At 65.6% G+C, this 221-nt stretch carries 1 protein-coding gene; it reads right to left on the bottom strand.

Features of this window, described 5'->3' with window-relative positions; genetic code table 11:
* A partial coding sequence (locus ACCC96_RS30465) for a DUF5801 repeats-in-toxin domain-containing protein (RefSeq protein ID WP_413697765.1) occupies positions 1 to 221 on the bottom strand: 221 nt, incomplete at both ends.

Here is a 221-nt window from a genome sequence, read left to right as displayed (position 1 = left end):
GTCAGACTGGTCGAATCATCCGGATTGGTTGGATCGGGATGCACCACCGCCCGTTGCTGGTCGAGGGTGACGTCACCATTGGCGGCGACACTGACGGTGAACACCAGCAGGTTGGTGGTGGCCGTACGGCCTTCGACCACGGTGCCGTTGAGTGACAGGTTGACTGCCTCACCGGTGGCCGTGTCGGTCAGCCCGGAGGCACCCGCCACCACGCCCAGCGC

It is taken from the genome of Pseudomonas sp. Pseusp11, assembly GCF_047304405.1.
In the GTDB taxonomy this organism is placed as follows: domain Bacteria; phylum Pseudomonadota; class Gammaproteobacteria; order Pseudomonadales; family Pseudomonadaceae; genus Aquipseudomonas.
Note: the sequence above shows the minus strand (reverse complement) of the source record. Positions and strands in the feature narration are given on the sequence as shown.